Source organism: Vibrio sp. 10N.286.55.E10 (genome assembly GCF_002872555.1).
Taxonomy (GTDB): domain Bacteria; phylum Pseudomonadota; class Gammaproteobacteria; order Enterobacterales; family Vibrionaceae; genus Vibrio; species Vibrio crassostreae.
Genome location: NZ_MCSD01000004.1, coordinates 87,523 through 107,336 on the forward strand (window position 1 = coordinate 87,523; position 19,814 = coordinate 107,336).

At 42.5% G+C, this 19,814-nt stretch carries 18 protein-coding genes; 12 read left to right on the plus strand and 6 right to left on the minus strand.

Annotated features, from left to right (window positions below):
* Positions 1 to 78 precede the first annotated feature (78 nt).
* The gene (locus tag BCV39_RS03995; protein WP_102432683.1) at positions 79 to 1,134 is read left to right on the plus strand and encodes a hybrid-cluster NAD(P)-dependent oxidoreductase; all 1,056 of its coding nucleotides are present in this window, start codon (positions 79 to 81) and stop codon (positions 1,132 to 1,134) included.
* Between the two features lie 239 nt (positions 1,135 to 1,373).
* Here BCV39_RS03995 and BCV39_RS04000 read toward each other — a convergent pair whose 3' ends face one another.
* A complete protein-coding gene (locus tag BCV39_RS04000) occupies positions 1,374 to 2,810 on the minus strand; it encodes a glyceraldehyde-3-phosphate dehydrogenase (protein ID WP_048608907.1) in 1,437 nt (478 codons plus the stop codon).
* A 924-nt stretch (positions 2,811 to 3,734) separates the two neighbouring features.
* On the opposite strand from BCV39_RS04000, the gene BCV39_RS04005 reads away from it, so the two are divergent.
* On the plus strand, positions 3,735 to 6,326 hold the full coding sequence (locus tag BCV39_RS04005; RefSeq protein WP_102432684.1) for an ATP-binding protein: 2,592 nt from the start codon (positions 3,735 to 3,737) through the stop codon (positions 6,324 to 6,326).
* On the opposite strand, the gene BCV39_RS04010 is transcribed toward BCV39_RS04005, so the two are convergent.
* The 3 genes from BCV39_RS04010 to BCV39_RS04020 all read right to left on the minus strand — a co-directional run bounded on the left by BCV39_RS04010 (position 6,323) and on the right by BCV39_RS04020 (position 7,856).
* The gene (locus BCV39_RS04010; RefSeq protein WP_048659065.1) at positions 6,323 to 6,559 is read right to left on the minus strand and encodes a hypothetical protein; all 237 of its coding nucleotides are present in this window, start codon (positions 6,557 to 6,559) and stop codon (positions 6,323 to 6,325) included. The genes BCV39_RS04005 and BCV39_RS04010 overlap by 4 nt on opposite strands.
* Before the next feature lie 166 nt (positions 6,560 to 6,725).
* On the minus strand, positions 6,726 to 7,352 hold the full coding sequence (locus tag BCV39_RS04015) for a D-Ala-D-Ala carboxypeptidase family metallohydrolase (RefSeq protein ID WP_102432685.1): 627 nt from the start codon (positions 7,350 to 7,352) through the stop codon (positions 6,726 to 6,728).
* Between the two features lie 189 nt (positions 7,353 to 7,541).
* Complete coding sequence (locus tag BCV39_RS04020; protein ID WP_004730049.1) at positions 7,542 to 7,856, minus strand: DUF496 family protein; 315 nt, start codon at positions 7,854 to 7,856, stop codon at positions 7,542 to 7,544.
* 195 nt (positions 7,857 to 8,051) lie between these two features.
* On the opposite strand from BCV39_RS04020, the gene BCV39_RS04025 reads away from it, so the two are divergent.
* From BCV39_RS04025 to luxQ, 5 genes are all read left to right on the plus strand, one after another.
* Positions 8,052 to 8,252, plus strand: a complete 201-nt coding sequence (locus BCV39_RS04025) for a hypothetical protein (RefSeq protein ID WP_048659067.1) — start codon at positions 8,052 to 8,054, stop codon at positions 8,250 to 8,252.
* Positions 8,253 to 8,315: 63 nt separating this feature from the next.
* Entirely contained in the window at positions 8,316 to 8,972 is a 657-nt protein-coding gene (locus tag BCV39_RS04030) for a YceH family protein (RefSeq protein WP_019823422.1), read from the plus strand.
* Positions 8,973 to 9,287 carry a GIY-YIG nuclease family protein gene (locus BCV39_RS04035; protein ID WP_048659068.1) on the plus strand — a complete coding sequence of 105 codons (315 nt, stop codon included), beginning with the start codon at positions 8,973 to 8,975 and terminating at the stop codon, positions 9,285 to 9,287.
* 308 nt (positions 9,288 to 9,595) lie between these two features.
* Positions 9,596 to 10,690, plus strand: a complete 1,095-nt coding sequence (locus BCV39_RS04040) for an autoinducer 2-binding periplasmic protein LuxP (protein ID WP_102432686.1) — start codon at positions 9,596 to 9,598, stop codon at positions 10,688 to 10,690.
* On the plus strand, positions 10,690 to 13,257 hold the full coding sequence (gene luxQ, locus BCV39_RS04045) for a quorum-sensing autoinducer 2 sensor kinase/phosphatase LuxQ (RefSeq protein WP_102432687.1): 2,568 nt from the start codon (positions 10,690 to 10,692) through the stop codon (positions 13,255 to 13,257). Before BCV39_RS04040 ends, luxQ begins: the two co-directional genes overlap by 1 nt.
* A gap of 96 nt (positions 13,258 to 13,353) precedes the next feature.
* Here luxQ and BCV39_RS04050 read toward each other — a convergent pair whose 3' ends face one another.
* Positions 13,354 to 14,013, minus strand: coding sequence for a PilZ domain-containing protein (locus BCV39_RS04050; protein WP_055319388.1), 660 nt, complete (start codon positions 14,011 to 14,013; stop codon positions 13,354 to 13,356).
* Between the two features lie 194 nt (positions 14,014 to 14,207).
* On the opposite strand from BCV39_RS04050, the gene BCV39_RS04055 reads away from it, so the two are divergent.
* Positions 14,208 to 14,558 (plus strand): HopJ type III effector protein, encoded by a 351-nt coding sequence (locus BCV39_RS04055; protein ID WP_048663329.1) that lies wholly within the window; start codon positions 14,208 to 14,210, stop codon positions 14,556 to 14,558.
* Positions 14,559 to 14,676: 118 nt separating this feature from the next.
* Here the strand turns inward: BCV39_RS04055 and BCV39_RS04060 are convergent, their stop codons facing one another.
* Entirely contained in the window at positions 14,677 to 14,985 is a 309-nt protein-coding gene (locus BCV39_RS04060; RefSeq protein ID WP_080967369.1) for a DUF1289 domain-containing protein, read from the minus strand.
* A gap of 158 nt (positions 14,986 to 15,143) precedes the next feature.
* On the opposite strand from BCV39_RS04060, the gene yegD reads away from it, so the two are divergent.
* The 4 genes from yegD (at position 15,144) to BCV39_RS04080 (ending at position 19,807) form a co-directional block, all read left to right on the plus strand.
* Positions 15,144 to 16,496, plus strand: a complete 1,353-nt coding sequence (gene yegD / locus BCV39_RS04065) for a molecular chaperone (RefSeq protein ID WP_102432688.1) — start codon at positions 15,144 to 15,146, stop codon at positions 16,494 to 16,496.
* Between the two features lie 491 nt (positions 16,497 to 16,987).
* A complete protein-coding gene (locus tag BCV39_RS04070) occupies positions 16,988 to 18,046 on the plus strand; it encodes a porin (protein ID WP_102431452.1) in 1,059 nt (352 codons plus the stop codon).
* Positions 18,047 to 18,391: 345 nt separating this feature from the next.
* On the plus strand, positions 18,392 to 19,024 hold the full coding sequence (locus tag BCV39_RS04075; protein WP_102431453.1) for a fumarylacetoacetate hydrolase family protein: 633 nt from the start codon (positions 18,392 to 18,394) through the stop codon (positions 19,022 to 19,024).
* 150 nt (positions 19,025 to 19,174) lie between these two features.
* Positions 19,175 to 19,807, plus strand: a complete 633-nt coding sequence (locus tag BCV39_RS04080) for a LysE family translocator (protein ID WP_102431454.1) — start codon at positions 19,175 to 19,177, stop codon at positions 19,805 to 19,807.
* The last annotated feature ends 7 nt before the right edge of the window (positions 19,808 to 19,814 follow it).

Below are 19,814 nucleotides of genomic sequence, written 5' to 3' on the forward strand. Positions count from 1 at the left end.
AAACAGACAACGGCGGGGCTTTTTCGATTTAAATCCTTAGTCATTTAATCATCTAGTCATTAGCAAGGTACGCGAACTATGTATGCATGGTCGGATAGCGATTCAATCAATTTAGTGTGTTTAAAGAAATGGCATGAGACGCCAGATACGGTCAGCTTTGAGCTTGGCAGCATTCCACAAGACTTACATTTTAATTTTAAGCCAGGGCAATTTATTACTCTGGGTTTAGATATGCCGACGAAAACGGATTACCGTGCTTATTCAGTGGCTTCTTGCCCGGAAGATAACTGTCTGAAGTTGACGGTCAAGCGTGTGGAAGGTGGTTTGGTTTCGAACTTTATTGTTGATGAGCTTGATGAAGGTGATGAGGTTTCTGTGTTGAAGCCGGCAGGCGCGTTTAACTGTATTGATTGTATGCCAACGGCGACAAAGAAAGTAACGCTAGTGAGTGCAGGCTGTGGTATCACACCAGTAATGGCGATGGTCAAGTATTGGCTATCTCAAGACAGTGACATCGAGATTGATTTTGTCCACATGGCACGCAACAAGCTTGAGACTATCTACTTTCAAGAACTTCATCAGCTCGATGAATTACATGCGAATTTCAACTTAAAACTGCTGCTAAAAGACAACGAAGGAACAACGGCTCCTCAAGGTCGTTTAGATAAAAACTGGTTAGTGAAACTGAGCCCAGATATCTTAGATAGAACGGTTTACCTGTGTGGGCCTGTAGGCTTCATGCAAGACATTGAAAGTTATCTGAAAGAACTTGAGTTCAACATGGATAACTTCTATCAAGAAAGCTTCACTCCTGCTACTCAGAATGCTCAATCAGAAGCGTCAAAAGCCGAAGTTGCTGACGATACGAATAGTGCTGTTAAGGTATTTGTGCCAGCGTTCGGAGCTGAAGTTGAAGCGGAAACTGGTACACCATTGGCGGATTCATTAGAAAAAGCAGGCGTTCCAATTATCATCGCTTGTCGCAGCGGGATTTGTGGCTCGTGTAAATGCAAAGTGACCAAAGGGTCAGTGGAATCAAGCAGCCAAGAGACATTGACGCCAGAACAGATTGAGCAGGGGTACGTGCTTGCATGTTCAAGCTCCATTCAGTCAGATGTTGAGGTTGAGCTATAACAGACGTGAAGCAGTGTAAGAGTGATGAAGACAAGGTCTTGTCATAGCGATAAAAGTTAGGGCGCTAGATGTAAAAAGGCCACCTAGATCAGTTAGAGAGAGCAGATCTAAGTGGCAACCCTCTTGTTTATACGGGGGAGTAAAACAAAAGGGGTTGCGAAGCCCATACAGACTTCGCAGATATAGTTATTATGTTGTGGAGCTTGTTGCGATGGACGTATCTACAAGAGCGAAGTTGATTAAACTTCAGGGTATGTCTTGTAGCGAACACCCATCATCTGTTCCATACAGTGAACAACTTGGCAGCTGTAGCCAAACTCGTTATCGTACCAAATGTACAGCACGGCACGGTTGTCTTGTGCGATAGTCGCCACACCGTCAACCACACCTGGGTGACGAGAGCCAACCAAGTCTGTAGATACAATCTCAGTTGAGTCTGTGTAATCGATTTGTGCAGACAAAGCAGAAGACAGCGCCATTTCACGTAGGTACTCGTTCAACTCTTCTTTGTTTGTGCCTTTCTCAAGGTTTAGGTTTGCTACTGCCATTGATACGTTTGGCGTAGGTACGCGAATCGCATTACCTGTTAGCTTGCCTTCCATTTCTGGCATTGCTTTTGATACCGCTTTAGCAGCACCAGTCGATGTCAGTACCATGTTCAATGACGCAGCACGGCCACGACGATCACCTGAATGGAAGTTATCGATTAGGTTTTGGTCATTGGTAAATGAGTGAACCGTTTCGATGTGACCAGACAGTACGCCAAACTTGTCGTGAACTGCTTTCAATACTGGCGTGATTGCGTTGGTGGTACAACTTGCTGCAGAGATGATGGTGTCTTCTGGTTGAATAACATTTTCATTCACACCAAATACAACATTCTTGATGTCGCCTTTACCTGGCGCAGTTAGTAGAACCTTCTTCGCACCGTTACATGCTACGTGTTGGCTTAGGCCTTCCGCGTCACGCCATACACCTGTGTTATCAACCACAAGTGCGTTTTCAATACCGTAAGCCGTGTAATCCACTTCTTCTGGTTTGTTTGCGTAGATAACTTGGATGAAGTTGCCGTTTACGATGATTGCTTTACGTTCTTGGTCTACAACAATGCTGCCGTTGAACTGGCCGTGAACAGAGTCACGACGGAGTAAGCTAGCACGTTTTTCTAGGTCGCCATCTTTGCCGCCACGTACAACGATTGCGCGTAAACGAAGTGGGTAACCTGGGCCGCTTTTCTCTACAAGAATACGAGTTAACAAACGACCGATACGACCGAAGCCGTACAACACGACGTCACGAGGTTTCGTCATCGCGTCGCCTTCAAGCGAACCCATTAGAGCTGTTTGAAGGAAATCATCCATCGCGCTAAGGTCTTCGTGGTTTTCCCAGTACTGAGCTGCTAGACGACCAACATCAACGCGGCATGGAGACAAGCGCATTGATAGTAGATGCTGGATAATTGGTTGAGTTTGTTCTGCGGTTAGCGGTGAGCCAGTGTAACGTTTTGCGATGCGGTGAGCTTTGATGATGTCGATAGTTGTCGCGTTAACTAGGGTCTTACCGAAGAGGATAACTTCTACGCCTTTTTGGCGGTATAACTGACCTAAAGTTGGAGCGATGGATTCAGCAATGGTTTGACTAGTTTGCCAATCTAGGAGGTGCTTTTCGGGACTCATCTTTACTCGGGACCTTTCACGTTAAGTTTCTGCAGTCATGGCGGTTGTAGGGAAGCCAATCAGCATAGGGGATTTGAGGCATCAGGCTGTGGTCTATATTGCCACTTAAATGTGCTTGATATGTCTTGTGTGTAACTTGTAATTTTTATGTGGCAGGATTGTAAGGTACGACGGGTTATTCTGCTAGGAAAAATAAATGTAGACAAAATGTCTGTAAATTGACTTTATATTAGCCAAAAATCAAGATTTCAACGTCGATAAAGACTATTGACTTTAACAATCTGTAGCACTTATTTTTCGTCAAAAAATACTCAAATCAAAATGTAGTATGTAATAAAGGTCATGGTGATCATTAAATATGTGATCATTGACTCAGGTTACACGTAAAGAGTAAACGACAAATAAGGTAATCAACGTCCTTTCTTGTTCGACTTTTGAATAAGCGGAGTTCGAGTGCAAAAAGTCCATCACGCAAACGATTGGATGTCACAATTTTACCTGAATCATCTAATTATTTGTTATGGCAAGTCATCATTCACAGTTTAGTTGAGTCGTAGTAAGTGGATGTTCACTTGTTATGTGGGTGATAACAACTGGAGAAAGTGTCTTTTGTTTACATCGTGCTTGCTTAAACCTTTCTCGTTTAGAGCTCATTTGTAGAAATCTCCCGCGCGTAAAGCTCACTTATTCCAAGTATGCTCCTTCGCTTTAAAGCTCCGTTCTGGATATCAGTTGGTTCTAATTTTTCGTTCTGGGCTCAGAGTAACGTTTGTTCATATCCAATTTGATCAATAACCCCCTGTTAATGTCCTATCCTTAATCTGGGCTAGGTAAATTACTTTCGGGAAGGGAGTAGTTATAAAAATGATAAATATATCAATTAGATGGCGTCTTATTTTTCTTTCTACGGTTTCTGTACTCATTATGTTTGGGTTTACAGTGAATGAAGTGCTTAAGAACGAAAAGAAGATGAATCACCTTGAAACAACCCGTATTAAGGTTGAAGCGCTTCAATCTTTTAATACGATTTCAAGTGATGCTTATCGATGGTTGGTTCTGTCTAATGACTCTTCAGAGAAAGGTCTGCTGCTTTTAAAACTGAAAACTGATTTGACTAGGCTAGCTCAATACGAGAAACAGCTTCAACAGTTCGACAGTAATTGGACTGTTGAACCACAGCTGGTTGAGCTTAAGAGTGTATTAGAGAAACTCGCCCGTGTAACCTCCAGTATTAACAGGGACGCATCACAGGTTACTGATAACAACACGCAATTGACAGAGCGTGCCTTCGACTTGTTAAAAGGCGTGTTAATGGAGCTATCTGAATATCGTATTAACATTGTGGATGAAAAAGTCAGTCAAGCTAACGCGATGTTTATCAATCTTACTCATTACGTGTTCTGGACTCAGCGAGAAGCGTGGCTGAGTTACCGTTTGTATCGCTCTCCGGAGCTGATTGATCAATATTTATTGAGTTATGTTGGTGCTTTAGAAAGGCAGCAGCAATTATTAGATATGTTTTTCCGATCAGGTAGTCGCTCGTCTGAAATTAGAAAGCTACTAAGTACGTTTTCTAAAGATGAATTTCAAAACCGATTTACCGATCGAATCCTCAAAGGTGACTTCTCTTCACCTGAAATATATGAACATGTGGAAGGTTTAGAACGAAAGAAGTTGGCGATTTCAAAGGCAGTGGGTGCTTATACCAAGCAATTACAGTTTGATCTGACCAACAATATAGCGCTACAAAAAAAGCAAACCCTGATCATGACCTTGCTTATTCTTGCCATTTCAGGTGTGTTGTTGTGGCTCGGTGTAGCAACGTCTCTTCGCTTAAATCGAAACTTATCGATTATCCTAAGAGGGGTATCTGAATGCGCAGATAGCTACGGTGAACCCAAGGTGATTCAGATTCAAGGGAACGATGAACTCACCGAGTTCACTGAAACTCTAAATCGAGTGATGGAGCGTAACTACTTTCACAATAAAGAGTTGATAACAGCAAAAGAAGACGCGATTTCGGCCAATAAAGCCAAAAGCGCATTTTTAGCCAATATGTCACATGAAATACGCACGCCACTTAACGGTATTATTGGCATGGCTGAGATCTTATCTCAAAGCCAACTTAGCGCAAATCAGCAAGAAGTATTAGGGGATATTGAATCGTCTTCTCACTCTTTGCTAGTCCTACTTAATGACATCCTCGACCTATCTAAAATCGAGTCGGGTAACTTGATGTTGTCACCACACAATGCTGATTTACGAGAGGCGGTCTATGACTCTGTAAGTGTGATTCTGTCGAAAGCGATAAGTAAGGATATCGAGCTCGACATCAATATCGACTATCAAACGCCGCAACAACTGTTTTTCGATGAGTACCGCGTGAGACAGGTGCTGACCAATCTGCTTTCGAATGCCATTAAGTTTACGTCCAAGGGCACAATTACCACGGACATTGCTTATACCCCTATGTCTATGGGCAGGGGTAAGCTGGAATGCAGCGTGTCTGATACCGGGATTGGGATTGAACCAGAGAAGTTAGAATCCATATTTGAACCTTTCACTCAAGAAGATGGCAGCATTACCCGCCAATTTGGTGGTACGGGGCTAGGGCTTGCGATTTGTCGACAGCTTGTTGATTTGATGGGGGGCTACATTACCGCACGTTCAGTGAAAGGGGAGGGATCTACATTCACATTTTGTTTGTATGTAGACACTGTCGAAGTTCACGTTCAAACCTTCAATAACCTAAGCCGTGCGACGATCATCTCGAATTCCTTCAATTACCTCGATCAACTGGTCAAAGAATGCGAACGCTTAAACGTTCGACCTAATGTCGTGTCATCCATTTTGGATCTTGATGAGAGCCTAAAAGAAAGCGACTTCATACTTTATTGTCATACGTTGCATCACTCGATGGAGAAAGACCTTGCTGCGCTAAAGGAGGTATACCCTTTAGCCCGCGTTATCGTGTGTCAGCATCATCTATTTAAAAACAATCTAATCACAGAAACGGTTCATTCAACTCATACATTGCCATTTTTGGGTCGACGATTCTTAAACAGCTTACAATCGCTTGATGTCGGTGAAGATCAAGCATCAGCGGTTGAACCAAAAGATGAAGAGGTTCGTTCTCTGAATCGACGTATTCTGATAGTTGAAGATAATCTGATGAATCAAAAAATAGCGAGTTTCTTCCTTGAGCAAGCGGGTTATGAGTATTTGATTGCCAGTAATGGCCAAGAAGCGGTGGACGTCATCACTCAAGGTGCTCAGTTTGATGCCGTCTTAATGGACTGCATGATGCCTGTTATGGATGGTATAACGGCGACTCGTGCGATTCGACAGTGGGAAACCACTCAACAAGCTGCGCCATTACCCATTATTGCTTTAACCGCTAGTGTCCTGGAAGAAGACATCAAAGATTGTTTTGAAGCGGGCATGAACGCCTATTTGCCGAAACCTTATAAGTCTCACCAGTTGTACGATCTTTTCAGTAGTCTTGATATCGTCTAGCGGACTTCTAAGCCAAGGTTGTATTGTGCAAGACAGCGACCGACGTAACTGATTTTCAACAAGGCTGCGACTAAGATAGTGCTGATGTGGGCGACGATTTGAATCGGCAGTGAGAAGTGATTGGCCATTGGATAAGCAACGATAATACTGAGAAGCATAAGCAAGGTTGTGATCGCTAGACTGAAGTTTGAAACAGAAAGCAGAGTTTGAAAGCGTTGAGTCATCGTCTTCATATTGAATTCCTAATTGCTATTAATAATCGTGATACTTGTTATTAATAGCAATTAGCGTTCCATTTTTTATTTGCATTTAAAATCAAAATCTTATGCAATCTCTCTTATTTTTTAAGTCTAAATGACATGTGTTTTTTATAGGTCTTAATGACTTGATCGTGTTTCTTTACCATTGTCTAAATCCACAAGTATCGATGTGGAATCGAACACCGGAATATAAACCTAGACCAACGTTATTTTTCTGCCCAAACTCAGCATGAATCTTTTTGAGTTTTACGTGTAGTTGTTCGCGAGTAATGTCATTAGCTGGGACCAAATCCAAGGCACAGAATTCTAGGTGTTTGCTTCTTAATGCACCGCCAGCTTGTTGATTGTAGATATTGGTTCGTTCTCCGGACACTGGGATAACAACGCCAATTTCAGGCTCAATGTATTGTTGTATGTACTTAAGGGTATTGATCATGTTTGGTACATGCTTCTTACTGGGAAGGGTAAATAGGGTTGTATTGCTCATTGCCCAGTCGGTCCCTTGCAGCAAGATCAAATGCAGAGGCATACTCTGAGTGATGCCGTTGTCTTTGAGCTGTTGACCGATCGCTTTGACTTGATCTTGGGCGTGGTTTAAGAGCATCCAACCTCTAAACGCTGAACGAGTCGGGACTTTGTAGCCATGGACGTCTACGACGAGGTCGTCATAGGTGATTTCTGTCTCTTCGGTATACAGTCCTTCAAACTCTTCTGGGTAGGGTTGTGCGGTTGATAAGGCTAAGGTAATCAGAATACTTGCGTACATAAGGTCTCTCCATTGCTGAGTTTTACCTAGTTATTTTGTCTTCCTACGGTTGCTCTGTTTTCTATAGTTATTCAGTTTCATACGGTTACTTAGGTACGCTTAAGTATAGACACTGGAATTTATGTACAAAAAAACCCACTATAAAGAGTGGGTTACTAACATTATTACAAGTTAATCAGCGAGGTTAGATTACTTCTTACCTTGCGTTTGCTTGTCTTCTTCTGTTAGTTCACGAATGCGGCGGCTGATGTCACGGCGAGCTTTAGAAATCTCTGCGCTCTTGATGATGTGGTCATCAACACGGTCTTCGTAGTCAGCTTTCATATTCTTGATAATGCCTAGGATCTCGTCGTGAGTCATCTCTGGCTTGATGTAATCAAGTAGGTTATCAAGAAGGTCAACACGCTTGCGGTTGTCACGAACTTTCTTTTCGTTGTCTAGAAGTTCACGCTTAAGTTTGTTCTTACGTCGTGCTTGGTTAACAATTTCAAATACGCTGCTCATAGATTCCTTTTCCTATTCGTCAAATACGTTGTCTGGTTCTGATTAAAGCACATCAATTGATGATGTAACAGTCTTTAGATCAAAGCAAAAGTAAGGTTGTTTAATTATTCGTCACTCTCGCCGATGTGCGATTGTTTTTATCTTACCGATCAAGTTAGTATCCTATGTAGATACTGCATTGATACGATATGTGAAATGAATCAACAACAATTGGAAACAGAAGATTTGGGTGACGATGTTACTGAATCTTCGGCAGAGCAGAACAAGCTTCGTGATGCGTATGTGCAAGAGCGTACTTATTTGGAAGTCGTGGAAATAGAGCTAAACCGTTCTAAGATCATAATGATTGATGAACAAGGCAGAAAGAAACGAGTACCGATTTTGTCTGAGCACTAGCCAGTATTGGCTGCATTGTTAAGTGTTGAGATGGAATTATCAAAATAATAAAAAGGAAAAACGATGAACACAGTACTTTCCCCAATTGAAGCGAGAATTATCGGTTGCTTGATCGAGAAAGAAGTCACTACTCCCGATCATTACCCACTGACACTGAACAGCTTAACCACGGCATGTAATCAAAAGAGTAACCGTGAACCTGTTCTCTCTCTTTCTGAGTCAGACGTTTTAGATGCGGTTGATGGTTTGATCGGACGTCGTATGGTGAGCGATGAAAGTAGCTTCAACAGCCGTGTTAATAAGTATCAGCACCGTTTCTGTAACACTGAGTTCGGTGATCTGCAATTTACAGAGCAAGAGCGTGCAATCATCTGTTGCATGCTGCTTCGCGGCGCACAAACGCCCGGTGAACTCCGTACTCGAACAGGGCGCCTTGCAAACTTTAGTGATGTGAAAGAAGTCGAAGCAACATTAGATAAGCTTGCTGCAAGAGAAGCTGGTGCGCTAGTGGTCAAGCTACCACGCGAAGCGGGTAAACGTGAATCACGCTACCAGCACTTATTGAGCGGTGAAGTGGATGTTGAAGCGTTTGCGACGGCATCAGTAAGCGCGGCTGCACCCTCTGCGACGAGTGAAAAGTTTGAAGAGCTTGAGTCTGAAGTAGCAAGCCTACGAGCAGAAGTGGCAGAGCTTAAGGCTCTGGTTGAATCGCTGCTTTAAATGTCAGGCGCTGATAAAAATGCGGATTGGGTCGTGTACTTGATCCGCAATCGTCACAATGCCCTTTATTGTGGCGTGACGAACAATCTTGAACGTCGATTTGAACAACATCAAACCGGTAAAGGCGCCAAAGCTTTAAAAGGTAAAGGCCCACTTAAGCTGGTTTGGAGTTTTGATGTTGGCTCAAAAAGTGAGGCGTTGAAAACCGAATACGCGATCAAGCAATTGCCCAAATCCCGCAAAGAAAAACTGGTATCACTCAAACTGATTATTGAGTGGCAACAAGACAAAATTCAATATATCGAAGTCTCATAATTCATAGCCAAAATATTTATTACTGATAAAATGTTAATAATGTAAAAGCCTACAATAATTATATTTAAATGCATGAATTTAAAGGTTAATTGTTCTTGCTGTTAATGGTCTAAAATCATGATTCAACTCGTTGCTCTTAATCTCTATTCAAAATTAACATATTGCTCATTTAGAATGTCGTTCTAATTAGTGTTAGACGCTATCATTTATCATCGTTGTCCTACATAATATCCATTAGCCATACAAAGAGATGGTGTCATGCTAGGTTAAAAAATGAGCCAAAGTAGCTCATATAAAACGAGAAAAATATGAAACGTTTACTTATGTTGTTTGGACTTGCCGTATTTTCTGCGTCCGCTCTCTCCCATGGTACTCATGTCCTCAATGGATATTGGGAATACCAAGATTATCTTTCCAATTTTCCAGAACAAAAAGCATTGACCGATAAAATGGTCGAGGCTGTACAAAATCACCCTGTGCCACTGAGAAGAATTCAAGACGAGCCAATTACGATTTCTGTGGTGTATCCGGGTCAACAGATCTCGGATTACTGGGTTCGTAATATTCAAGCTTTTGAGAAGCGTCTCGATAGGCTGAAGATTCGCTACCAAATAAATCAAGTATTTACCCGTATTAATGCTGATCTCGCACAGCAGAGCATTTCATTGCAAGAAGCGATTGAAAACAAAACGGACTATTTGATTTTCACGCTAGATACCACGCGCCACCGCAAGTTTATTGAGCACGTGTTGACCTCCACAGATACTAAGTTGATTCTGCAAAATATTACGACGCCAGTGCGAGCTTGGGCGGATAGACAGCCATTTATGTATGTGGGCTTTGACCATGCGACAGGCAGCTTAAAACTGGCGGACTATTTTAAACAAGTAAGCCCACCAGACAGTAAGTATTCTGTTTTGTATTACTCACAAGGCTATATCAGTGATGCGCGTGGAGATACTTTTATCCATGAAGTGAATACTGATACTAACTTTACCCTTAAGTCTTCGTTTTACACCAAATCAAACAAAGACAGTGGCTACCAAGCGGCTAAAATCAGCATAGAGAACGATAAGGATCTAGACTTTATCTATGCATGCTCAACGGACGTTGCCCTAGGTGCAGCGGAAGCTATTCGCGAATCTGGCCGAGACATTTTAGTGAATGGTTGGGGAGGTGGTTCTGCTGAACTTGAAGCCATTGCAAGGGGCGACCTAGATGTAACTGTCATGCGTATGAACGACGATACGGGCATTGCGATGGCAGAGGCGATCAAATGGGATCTAGCCGGTTTGGAAGTGCCTACCGTTTATTCTGGTGAATTTGAAATTGTGACCAAGGAAGATTCCCCAGAACGTATTTCAGAACTTAAACAGCGAGCATTTAGGTACTCAGGTCAATAATGAAGAAAAGCTACGCCAGTACACCAAGGAACACTTTAGCTAAACTCATTACGCGTATCGTTATTTTAGTGATAGGCGTGATGGCACTTGGCGTGCTTATTCATAATTATGAAACCAGCAGTAACATCGTAAAGCAAGAGACGAATCGAACGGTTCAGCAAACCTCAAGCCTGATCCAAAACATGTTTGATTATCGTTTGTCGGTGCTGCAAATCCACCAAGACAGTAGTTCACACAGTGACACTCTCAGAGAGTATTTTGATACGAGCGATGAAGAGATGCTGAGCTACTTTTTCTTTGGTGTTGACCAACGTGAACCTGATCATGCGCCAGATTTACGCTTTGTGGCTACCCATGATGGTTTGGCTTGGGAAGATGGTAACAGTCAATTTTATGGTTTAGATGAGTCCAGCTTAAAGCATATTTCTGATGAGGTTTCGTTCAGCAGTAATTGGCATTTTATTAAACTGAGGACAAATATAGGTAAGCGTCACTTGTTGGCTCGCCGTACCCCTATTGTTGATAACGCTACTGGGGAAGTCCTTGGTCAGCTCTATATCGCCATTGTGCTTGATAACAACTTCTCTTTGGCTGAGTCAATCCAACAGGGCAGTAATAGCGAAAATATCGTGATTGAAGCGCACGGAACACCTGTTACATCGACATTCAGTGGTGATGAAAGCTATACCATTACAGACATACTCAATTATCACATATACGAGCAGTTGCCTCGTCATTTTGTCACCATCGCAACCATTAAGATCAATGCTGTTGAAACTCCTTTAATCATTCGAGCTGTTCAAAAAAATAATAATTTCATTGCGTTAGAAGAGAATTATCAGCGTGCGATCATCGTGGTGATTGTGGTGATCATATTGATGTCTTTTTTTGCTCGAACTTGGATTCAAAAGAGAGTCTCAGCCGAGCTTGATAAGCTAATGGACTTTACTCGTTCGGCAAGTGCTAGCGAAGAGTACAACAAGTTCGATGGCTCTAACATTTTCGAATTTCATCATATTGGTTGTACTCTTGAAGACACCTTTGAGCGCTTATCTGAACAGAATCAAAAATTCCAAGATCTCTTTAACTTTGCTCATTCGCCTATCTTAGTTTGGTCTGAAAAAGGCGATTTGATTCAGATGAACCCCGCCGCTCGAATGGCTCTGTTTGACGCCGATGACAACTATGGTCCAATAGCTCAAGAGTTTGAGCATCGTATGCTGCCTAATATTCAAATGGTGGTTCAGGGTTCTAAACTGACGGGTATTAATGTACCCATTGGTGAAAAGGTGTTTCGTTGGAACATGTCTGCTATTCGCGTGGAACACGGCATCACGGGGGTGGTGGTGCAAGGGCAAGATATTACTAAGCTCATCGAAGCTGAACGACAAGCTGATCGAGCAAGAGAAGAAGCAGAGCATCTTGCCAATGTACGTGCAGACTTCTTAGCTAAGATGAGTCATGAAATTCGCACCCCACTTAATGGTATTCTTGGTGTGTCGCAGTTGCTGAAACGCTCTATGCACAGTGAAGACAACTGCGATCAGGTGGATGTACTGTGTAATAGTGCGGAACATTTACTAGCGGTACTTAACGATATCTTGGATTTTTCAAAGATTGAGCAAGGGCAGTTCAATATTCAAAAGAAAGATTTCCGCTTAGGGGAGTTAGTTAATACCTTAGAAAGTATCTATCACCCGCTTTGCGAGGATAAATCGGTCGCGTTCACTATTGTGAACCACTTGGCTGATGATATTGAAATCAACACCGACCAAGTGCGCCTTAATCAGATTATGTTTAATCTCGTGAGTAACGCTCTAAAATTTACTCATCAAGGCGGTATTTCTGTTAGCTTTGAACTTGAAAGTATCTTTAACTCAGAGCACGCCAGTTTAATCGTTCGAGTGAAAGATACCGGTATTGGTATTGATGAAAGTAAGATTGATGCTGTGTTTGAACCCTTTGTTCAAGCAGAAGAGACTACGACACGTGAGTATGGTGGGACAGGGTTAGGCTTAACGATTGTAAAAAGTTTGGTCGATATGTTGGAAGGGGACATTCAAGTTCGCAGCGAGATAGATCAAGGCTCGGAGTTCATTATAGAAATCCCTGTGATCGTGCTCGCCAAACCGCTATTGGCTGAGGCCAAACAACAAGCAGAAGTTGAACCGCAGGCATTGTTTAGTCGACCTTTGGATGTGTTGTTGGTGGAAGACAATCACACCAACGCGTTTATTGCGCAGGCTTTTTGTAAAAAATATGGCATGGTCGTGACTTGGGCAAAAGATGGCTTAGAAGCAATAGAGATGGCTAAGATGATAAGTTATGACCTGATCTTGATGGATAACCAACTTCCTAATCTCGGTGGTGTTGAAACCACTCAGCAACTAAGAGATGAGATGGGTGTGTCAGCCCCAATTTATGCATGTACCGCAGATGCTCAAGAGTCAACAAGAGACAGTTTTATGGCCGCTGGGGCGAATTACGTGATTGTAAAACCCATTAAAGAACAATCACTACATCAGGCCTTTGTGCACTTCAAAAACTCATATTGGAATGAGGCTTAGCTAAACAGTTGCATGCTGAAACACTGGTTTGCTCAAGCTGCGGTTTACTGAAGTCGCGCTTTAAAGAGGTAGTGTTTCGAAGCGGAAATTTAAAGCCTAAATAGAGCCTGCTACAAAAGCTTGCTCTAAAAGCAGCGTTTTTAGCTCGTCACTCATATCTAAGTGCTCGGGGAATTGGATGCCGAATAGCCAACCCTGTCCCTGTCTTTTCTTACTCACTACTTTGTAAACCAAGTCGCTATCTAAGTGTTCATTCAAGAGAGAGTTGACCTTTATTTTCCAGCCTACGTCGATATCTGATTGCTGAGTAAGATAGATCCCGCAACCTGACACTGAAAAATCAACCAGAGTTGCATCCAATGACAAGGTGTCAAAGGTCACTTCACAGTTGAGGCGTACCTTGTATCTTTCGTGTTCTCTGATTGGTTTAGTGGCAAAGCTTGAAGGTGGGCGCAGGAAGATAAGATGCGCGGGTGAGGTGATATGAGCCAATACATTGGTCTTAAATGCGACGATGTGACCAAGCTCAGTATCGGTAATGGCGCGAACTATAATATCGACATTGATGAGCTTTCTGAGTGTTAGTGCTTCGGTCGCTTTTTGTGACAGTTCAAGGATAAGGTACTGATCTTGTTTGTGTCCGATATAGAGCGTACTGATCTGGATTGAATCGTCTGGGCCAAATTCCAATACACCTGCTGTTTTTGTACCTGGTTTTAGGTATCTGAACAGTTCTAAGTTTTTATCTTTATGCATATTCGTTACTGAACAATGTTAACCATCTGATAAAATAATATAACGTCCTGATAAAACTATGTCATTAGTTTCATTAAGGTAATTAGCCGTGTACAACAAAAAAATGACTAGCTATCCTAAGTAAACAACGGCTTACTCTTGTCGAAAAAAAAGATACACTGCTGTACATTACTTACTTGATGGAGAAATAGTAAATGGAACTGGAAACCTTATTAAGCACGTTAGCGGAAACCCCGGAAAGCGTGCAATTTGAAGATACGATGCAAGTGATAGAAGCACGCTATGACTTTTCAGAGTGTGAATTTCGCAACGGTGATGTTGTGAATGCAGCCGGTCAGAATAACGGTTCGTGTAAGATTTTTGCTTTTGGTTTAGAGCAAGGCCTATCAGCAGAGCAAACATTGGCTTGTTTTGGTCAATTTTATCGTAACGACGTGTTAGGTTTTCCAGAGAATACCGACCATCAAAATATTCGCAACTTCATGGTTTATGGCTGGAATGGTATCCAGTTTTCTCAGCCTGCGCTTCTTGAAAAAGCGAAGTAGACACTAACCAGGTAACGATTAGGTCGAAATTTAATCTCAGTATTTTGAAGCGAGAAAGCAATCTCTCGCTTTTTTGTATATGTTGAACCTGCTCGTAACTTGCTGAATAGGTTATAAACTACTGAACAGGCAGGGCAGACAAGCACTTACGGCACATACAAACTCCAGCCTTTGGAATACCGCTTGTATCGCGCCTCTCTAATTCAAAACACCAACACGTGTCTTTACCAGCGCTGATATCGCATTGAGCGGGTTCATTACATTGGGGACATTGGTGAGTTGAACTCGCGCCACTGACGTTATCCATAACAGAATCCCTTTCGCTTTCAGATAAGCCTTTCCAACCTATAATTTCATCCATTGTGCGAAAGCAGCCGCTACACATTCCGCCATTATTTTTACAAGCCGCTCGGCAAGGTGTTTTCATTTATCTAACCTGTGATTCATTTGGGCTGAAATGTAGCATATTTGTTTGGCTATTAAGAGTCAGAAAAATAAAAATGACCAAGCGAAAGAAGTAAATGACCTCGTAATTTCAAGGCTTTTCATGTAGCATCTCGCCCCTTTTGTTGCGTGGGGGATATTATGTTTATTGGATTTGATTATGGAACAGCGAACTGTTCTGTCGCGGCGATGGTTAATGGAGAACCTAGCCTGTTACCACTAGAAGGTGACAACCACTATATTCCCTCAACTGTGTTTGCTCCTACTCGCGAGAGTGTTTCTGAGCATCTATTTCGCCATTTAAACATTAAGCCAAGTGATGCGGTTGGTGAGCAAGTGTTACGACGTGCGATTGCATTGAACCGAGAAGAGAGTATCGACCTAGTACCGGAAGATATGGCATTTGGTCAGGCTGCGTTGGATCTCTATTTAGAAGACCCTCGTGACGTTTATTATGTTAAGTCCCCTAAGTCTTTCCTTGGTGCGAGTGGACTGCATGATGTTCAGGTGAGCTTTTTCGAAGATTTAGTGTGCGCCATGATGGCAAATATTAAACACCAAGCTGAGCTTACGACTCAAGAGCAGATCAAACAAGCCGTCATCGGCCGACCAATTAACTTTCATGGTCGAGGTGGAGAAGAGGCGAACAGACAAGCTGAAGATATACTGTCTCGCGCTGCTAAGCGTGCTGGCTTCCTTGATATCGCCTTTCAATTTGAGCCAGTAGCCGCAGGTCTTGATTACGAAAGCACATTAACTGAAAACCAAACGGTATTGGTGGTCGATATTGGTGGTGGTACGACCGACTGTTCATTGTTAGAAATGGGACCAACTTGGTCTGGTAAAGCGGATCGTACCCAGAGTTTGCTCGCACACAGTGGACAAAGGGTAGGGGGCAATGACCTCGATATCTATCTTGCTTTCAAACAATTGATGTCACCTTTTGGTATTGGCAGTAAAGGGACTTCAGGTATCGATATGCCGTTGACTCAGTTCTGGAACCCGATCGCAATCAATAACGTCGAAGCTCAGAAGAATTTCTATTCTCGAGAAAACCTTGCGGCTTTGAAGCTACTTCGTAAAGAAGCGGCAGAGCCACAAAAGTTGGATCGCTTGATGAAGGTTTATCACGACACGTTAGGCTACAGTATTGTGCGCCGAGCGGAAGAAGCTAAGATTGCGTTGGCAGAGTGCGCTCAGTATCGAGCTGCGATTAATGTCGCCTCTGAATTGGTCGAGGTGGACATCTCAATCGAACAGATGGTTGAAGCGATTGAAGCACCAAAGTCTAAGATGATTGAGTTGGTTAAAGAAGCGATTCAACAAGGCCAGAAAAAGCCAGACGTAATCTACATGACGGGTGGTTCAGCTCGTTCACCGATACTTCGTGAAGCTGTACAACAAGCTGTGCCTAACGTACCTATTGTGAGTGGCAACTATTTCGGTTCGGTAACTGCAGGTTTAGCTCGCTGGGCTGAAGTTTGCTTCAAATAAGAGTTTAATGATGTGTTATTAAGGGCAACCGGTCGCTGATTGGTTGCCCTTTTTTTGTATTTTTTCTAGTGAACTTTCAATTGAGTGATTTTTCCTAGCTCAAATTGGGAATTGTTTCACAAAGCAAAATATTTCAGCTGAGTTCTATGTGTTACAAAATGTTTCAAGGTTAAAGATATGTCACTCAATGGTCTAATGAGTAATATGTTGCTTTGAATTTTAATGCTACTTTTGCGATTGAAAAATCAAAAATTGATGAGCTATCAGTCTCAAAATATAAAAAAGGTCACGACAGGTTTGTGTTCTATCTTATTGTTTAATATTGATTTTTTGTTTTTTATAGTGTGATTTGTTTTATTTTATATATTTTAATGCAACTTTTTTGTCATTCGTATATTAGTGTTTTCCTACTTGTTAAATGCAGGTAACAACTTCTCCGTAAGCACGAGGTTGTTAGTGAAAAACTCACCCAGTTACAAATGGATATGACAATGAATAAGAAACTTTTAGCGCTAGCAATTTCTGGTGCAGTATTTGGTACACAGGCAGTTGCAGTAGAACTTTACAACGAAGACGCCACAACATTCTCAGTTGGCGGCCACGTTTCAGTTGCAGTTGGTGACGTAAACAGTGGTGACCGTATCAACGAAGATGATATCGGTGTAGAGTCTGTTTCTCCACGTATTAACTTCAACGCTACTCATGAACTAGGTAACGGCTTTACTGCTGATGCTAAAGGTGAATGGGCGCTAAACATGCTTGACGGCGGTGATGAAGCATTTACAACTCGTTTAGGTTACGTTGGTCTAACTCATGATGACCTAGGTCGTGCAGCAGTAGGTACTCAATGGGCACCTTACTACAACGTTGCTGGCGTTGCTGATATGCCAATCGCTTTCGCAAACGACTTTATTTACGATGATCACGGTAATCTAGGTACTGGCCGTGGTGAAGAGATGGTGAGCTACGCTAATGCACTAGACTTCGGAAACGCAGGCTCTCTAAGTGCAGCTGTTGCATGGCAAGGCCGTAAGGCAGATAAAGACAATGGCAACGATTACGGAAACCGTGGTCAGATCGCTTTGAACTACGCTATTGCTGACTTCACTGCAAACTACGCTTACAACACAGGTGACGTTGATTACGCAGGTTTTGTTGGCTCAAAAACTGCTGATTCTCACGTATTAAGTGCAACTTACGGTTCATACGGCGCGGAAGGTCTATACCTTGCAGGTGTATACGCAATGAACAACTACATGAACTCTGCGACTGTAGGTAGCTTCACTGGTGTACTAGAAGAGTCTGTAGCAATTGAATTACTAGCTTCTTACGCTCTATCTAACAGCCTTAACCTAAGCGTTAACTACGAAGCGGTAGAAGACGACAAGAACAGCGAAACTGTATACAGCACGACTGCTCTACAAGCTGAATACAACTTCACATCTCAGTTCGTAGGTTTTGCAGGTTACCAGTTTGATCTTCAAGGTTCAGGCCTTTACAAGAAAGATGCTGACGACCAGTGGCTACTTGGTGCTCGTTACTACCTATAAGTCGCAGACTTATTTAGCATAGTGTTTACTCCTTAAGTTTACCTTTTAGGATACTGTCCTAGACACCATGCTAAGCCCTCTCAAGCCTTTTGGGTTTGAGAGGGCTTCTTTCGTTCTATACGCACCTGTTTGAGCTTTTCCTTCATGTTACCGAGCCATTCATTTTATCTACGTAGCTATGGCTCTTGTTATCAGTTCTTATATGTCGCGATCTTCGGATAAAAGTATTTAAATCATTTAATTGAGCTAAAGATCAGAATTTAGATATTGGTAACCATCTTGTCGAAGATTCTCTCTTTATGATGCGGTAAACTCTGCGTTCCAAAAATAGTTCAGGGACAAACTATGAGCAGCGTTGTAGATCAGGAACAATTGATGAATTCGAAACGAACCGCAACACCAACCAAGGTGCTGTGTGTTGGGCGTAACTATGTCGATCACATTGAAGAACTTAACAATGCAATCCCTGATGCTATGGTGGTTTTCAATAAACCGAGTACCAGTGTTACGTCATCTCTGTCTTCTTTTCATCAAGAAGCACTGCACTACGAAGCCGAAATCTGTTTCATCGTCGAAAATGGCCAATATTCAGCTGTGGGCTTAGGACTAGATCTTACCAAGCGCGAGCTACAAAGTAGCTTAAAGGCGAAAGGCTTGCCTTGGGAGCGTGCTAAAGCGTTTGATGGTTCTGCTGTTCTCAGTCGCTTTGTTCCTACTACTGGCTTGGAGCTCACGGACTTGAATCTAGAGCTGTTCATCAACTGTGTTCGCGTTCAGAAAGGACATGTTGAGCAGATGCTTTACTCCCCACAAACTATCCTAGAAGAGCTGTCTTCTTATACCACCTTGCTAGACGGTGATGTTGTGATGACGGGTACTCCAAAAGGTGTTGGTGCTGTACACAAAGGCGATATCTTCCTTGGTCGCCTAAAGTGTGGCGATACGACATTGATTGAGATCGAGTGGGTAGCGAGTTAATTAATACTCTATGTTTAGTTAATAAGTTGGTTTGAATGGTTTAAGTTGGTTTTTAATTCGTACGATTTACCATCTTACAACTAATTGCATCTGGAAGGGTGTTAGTAATTGATATAAAATCCGCCTCCGTTTTTATCAATACTGAAACCCATGATCGACTTAGCCATTCTACCTGTTTACCTGACTGCCGTTGTCGCACTTCTCCTTTTGCCTGGTCCTGATATGTTACTCATCGCGAGCTCAAGTATGAGCTATGGCCGCAAGGTTGGTGTGTTTGCAAGTTTGGGTAACGCGACTTCCGGAATTATCCTGACAGTATTGGCAGCAATGGGTGTTTCAGCATTGATTGCGATGAGTCCTATTGCGTTGAAAGCTCTACATTTGTTAGGTGGCGCGTACCTGTTGAAGATGGGATGGGACTGCCTGCGAACAGAACAGGGTAATGCGCCTGAGTTAACGGATAATTTTGCTGCGAAAGCTTATTATCAAAGAGCGCTAATCAGTAATCTGCTTAACCCTAAAGCCTTGGTATTCTTTGTGATGTTCTTGCCTCAGTTTGTATCGACGAATATTGAAGCGACTTCGGGCGAGCAAATGTTAGTGCTTGGTCTGCTACTGAATGTCTTAGGTTTAACGTTCAATTTCTTGCTGGTGGCATTGGTAGGTACTATCGGTAAGTCACTGGTAGAAAATGCTAAGTTCCGCACCTATCAACAGAAAGTGATGGGCGGAGTCTTCATCGTATTGGCTATCTGGATGTTGTCTTCTTTCTTTACTTCGTAGACGAATC